Here is a 3,012-nt window from a genome sequence, read left to right as displayed (position 1 = left end):
CGAGATTCTTTGCCCACTTGCTGTTATCGGCGAAGACGACGCGAATTGGACCACCCTGATCGTATGGAATGTCGGTCCCATTTCGCTTGATGGCGATGTACGCATTATTAGCGATGAAGTTAGAGGCAGTATTGCTATATACATAGTCGTTGAGTGCAGTTGTAAAGACCTTATCTTTACCAGAGATTCCAACGAGAGAGAAGAAACTCTTCATTGGAATAACGGTAAAGCTTTGGCGCTTCTTAAGAAATGGCTCATAGATGGATATAACCGAAGTTTTCATCTTTGCTAATTTTGAAGTGGTGTACTCCACTTTCTTTGAACCTTTAGCGACCGTGAAAATCACTTCATTAGGACCAGCTGGATCTACAGTAGATGTACCGTAAGGATTTGCATCTGCTGCTTGAGCAACTGGTGTTACCGCAAATGCAAGTGCTGCAATCAGTGACGCGGCTAGTACTTTCTTCATTTTCTCTCCGATGTTAGTTAACCGTTAAAGGGAAGATTCAAAATAGAACGAACTTTTTCGCGAATCGTTGTTCCGCGAAAAGGCTTGACGACATATGAATTGGCACCTAACGCAAGTGCCTGGTCGATATCGTCGGTGGTCGATTTTGCAGTGATCATCATGACGGGGATATCCCGTAGTTTCTTATTGGAACCAGTTCGAATCTCTCGAAGGACGTCGAGCCCAGACATTCCTGGCATCATCACATCGAGAAGTACAAGGTCTACGATGTTACTGTTGAGGATAGTGAGAGCATTCTCGCCGTCTACTGCTGCATAGACGTGAAATCCATCGGCACTGAGGATGTGGACGACGAGATCGCGAACGTCCTGGTTATCGTCTACGACGAGAATTTTCTGTTCTTCTTGAGCCATTTGTGAATAACCCTTCAGCGTTTTGTGATGGCTTAAGGGTAGGGTCGAAAAATGGTCAAGACCAGCCATTTTCGCCATATTTGGCCTTCTTATACCTAACTAGAGCTCTCCGTGAGGTTTCCGTGAGTTACGCCACCTACCTTCAGGGCATGAGCAAAACCGCAAGCAAGGCCCGAAAGGTGCGCAATATCGTCTTTATTGCGATCACTGTTTTGGTTGCTGTCGTGCCTGCAGTTCTCACATCAAAGTTTGGCTACGGATTCTCCCCAATTTTAACTGGTTCTATGAAACCTGGCGCTAACCCAGGGGATGTCTATCTCACTCGCCTTGCACCTTCTACATCTCTTCAAGTCGGTGACGTGATTGCAGTCAATAACCAGGCAACTGGCGTCTACTACTCACACCGCATCGTCGAACTCCGTGACTTCAATGGACAGATTCGTATCATCACAAAGGGTGATGCCAACGAATCTCCAGATCGTGATCCATTTATCGTTTCTCGATTTGCAAAGGTTTCACTTGTCATCAAAACAATTCCATATGTTGGCCGCCCAATGGTGTACATGAATACAGTTCAAGGTCGTCAGACAGCATCTAGCTTCCTGGTCCTCGCAAATATTCTCGGTCTCTTTGCATTTCTATTCCGTAAGAAGATCGTTGCATCGCTGACACCAGAACGTGTCTACAAAGAGCTATACATCGAAGAGCGACGTAATAGCCAGCAGTACAGAGAACTTATCGATAACTTGCAGGATGCACTTGCAATCGAGAGAGAAACAAACGCAAAAGAAAAGGTAGGGAGCAACTAATGAACCCAATGACATCAGCACTATCAAAGAGCGCAGGTAGCGTGGCCCTTAAGGTCACTATTGTTGTAGCTGCAGCAGTGGGCGGAGCAGGAATGGTTGCTTCAAACGTCTTTGCGGCACTTACTGCGACTGCAACCAATACATCAGGTGGATCTGTCACAACAGGTACTTTGAAGCTTGAGTATGCAGCTTCAGGATCATCTGGTGGATTTGCTACAGCAATCACTGCGATGGGTCCAGGAGATACCGTCAACCGCTACATCGACCTCAACAACACTGGATCACTTGATGGCGAAACACCTACCGTACAGATCGCCTCATCAGATTCAAATACTTTGGTAAATGATGCTGCAAAGGGACTTCAGCTCTCTATCCGTGCTTGTTCAGTAGCGTGGACTCAGACCGGTGCCGGAACCTGCTCTGGTACAGAGACTGTTGTTTTAGCAAGCGTGCCTGCTGCAACCCTTAAGAGCGCAGCTTCAAACATCACACTTCCAACTTTATTGGCAGCAGGTACTAATCGCCTTAAGCTCACAATTTCACTTCCTGCAGGTAATGAAAACACTATCAACGGTGTACTTCCTGTCGGAACAGTTCAAGGGTTGACCGCAGCACTTCAGTGGTCATTTGTTATCCAAGAGCGCACAGCTACAAATACCAGCAGCTGATAAATAGTTAGATCAATTCACGGGAACAATTGGTGGAAGGAGAGGGAGATGTTCAGTAAGAATAAATCTACATCTCTCGTCGCCGCTGTGGTGGGCGCGTTCATACTCGCGCTCACCCAGCCACCCGTTGTTGCCAATGCTGCAGCAAAGGCCACTGCACGAAACACAACTATGTCTGTTACGTCAGCGCGGTTAATTGTCTTTCCTGCAGATACTTCTACAGCTTCAAATCCAAGTGCACCGTACGTCGTCGCTGTAGATAAGAGCACCCCAAGAGTTTTCTTTATTCGCAATGCCGGAGAGCTGACCACTTCTCAATTCACATTTACTATCACTTTAGATTCTGGTGCAAAGATCTCAACGCTTCATCGATGCAATGTCAATGTATTTTTTAGTGCCACGCTCAAGAAGTGTGGCCCTACCTCAGTAAACGCAACTCAAATTGTTGGAGTGGCAACTGCATCTCCTTACACCACTACTCAAGTTCTATCCCTCGCACCTAATACCTTTTATGCGTTCCAGATTGATACTGATAAGAACTGCACTATGATTGTGAGCACAACGGTAAGTCTCTCCAATGTCACAGGAACTATCACCAACTCTTAACGACCGCTAAACTAGCCCCCTCGACGTAAATAGGGGTGAGCGTGAAG

General features: G+C 46.5%; 5 protein-coding genes. 3 read left to right on the top strand and 2 right to left on the bottom strand.

Annotation, left to right across the window (positions count from 1 at the left end; translation table 11 throughout):
• A partial coding sequence (locus ACKOVI_RS03700) for a molybdopterin-dependent oxidoreductase (RefSeq protein ID WP_509602683.1) occupies nt 1-469 on the bottom strand: 469 nt, incomplete at its 3' end.
• A 17-nt stretch (nt 470-486) separates the two neighbouring features.
• Nucleotides 487-882 carry a response regulator transcription factor gene (locus ACKOVI_RS03695; protein WP_509602682.1) on the bottom strand — a complete coding sequence of 132 codons (396 nt, stop codon included), beginning with the start codon at nt 880-882 and terminating at the stop codon, nt 487-489.
• A gap of 149 nt (nt 883-1,031) precedes the next feature.
• Between ACKOVI_RS03695 and ACKOVI_RS03690 the strand changes: the two genes are divergently transcribed.
• The 3 genes from ACKOVI_RS03690 to ACKOVI_RS03680 are packed head-to-tail and all read left to right on the top strand — an operon-like array spanning nt 1,032 to nt 2,965.
• Nucleotides 1,032-1,691, top strand: coding sequence for a signal peptidase I (locus ACKOVI_RS03690; RefSeq protein ID WP_509602681.1), 660 nt, complete (start codon nt 1,032-1,034; stop codon nt 1,689-1,691).
• Nucleotides 1,691-2,359: a TasA family protein gene (locus ACKOVI_RS03685; RefSeq protein WP_509602680.1), complete on the top strand. Its 669-nt coding sequence runs from the start codon at nt 1,691-1,693 to the stop codon at nt 2,357-2,359. Before ACKOVI_RS03690 ends, ACKOVI_RS03685 begins: the two co-directional genes overlap by 1 nt.
• 48 nt (nt 2,360-2,407) lie before the next feature.
• Nucleotides 2,408-2,965, top strand: a complete 558-nt coding sequence (locus ACKOVI_RS03680; RefSeq protein ID WP_509602679.1) for a hypothetical protein — start codon at nt 2,408-2,410, stop codon at nt 2,963-2,965.
• Nucleotides 2,966-3,012: the final 47 nt, after the last annotated feature.

The organism is Candidatus Planktophila sp. (assembly GCF_046070465.1).
Taxonomy (GTDB): domain Bacteria; phylum Actinomycetota; class Actinomycetes; order Nanopelagicales; family Nanopelagicaceae; genus Planktophila.
The sequence above is the reverse complement of the archived record's forward strand: the minus strand, read 5'-3'. Positions and strand labels throughout refer to the sequence as shown.

What these genes read in the sequence shown, in the direction of transcription:
- ACKOVI_RS03690 (WP_509602681.1), top strand. Translation starts at nt 1,032, where the DNA reads ATGAGCAAAACCGCAAGCAAGGCCCGAAAGGTGCGCAATATCGTCTTT.
- ACKOVI_RS03695 (WP_509602682.1), bottom strand. Translation starts at nt 882, where the DNA reads ATGGCTCAAGAAGAACAGAAAATTCTCGTCGTAGACGATAACCAGGAC.
- ACKOVI_RS03685 (WP_509602680.1), top strand. Translation starts at nt 1,691, where the DNA reads ATGAACCCAATGACATCAGCACTATCAAAGAGCGCAGGTAGCGTGGCC.
- ACKOVI_RS03680 (WP_509602679.1), top strand. Translation starts at nt 2,408, where the DNA reads ATGTTCAGTAAGAATAAATCTACATCTCTCGTCGCCGCTGTGGTGGGC.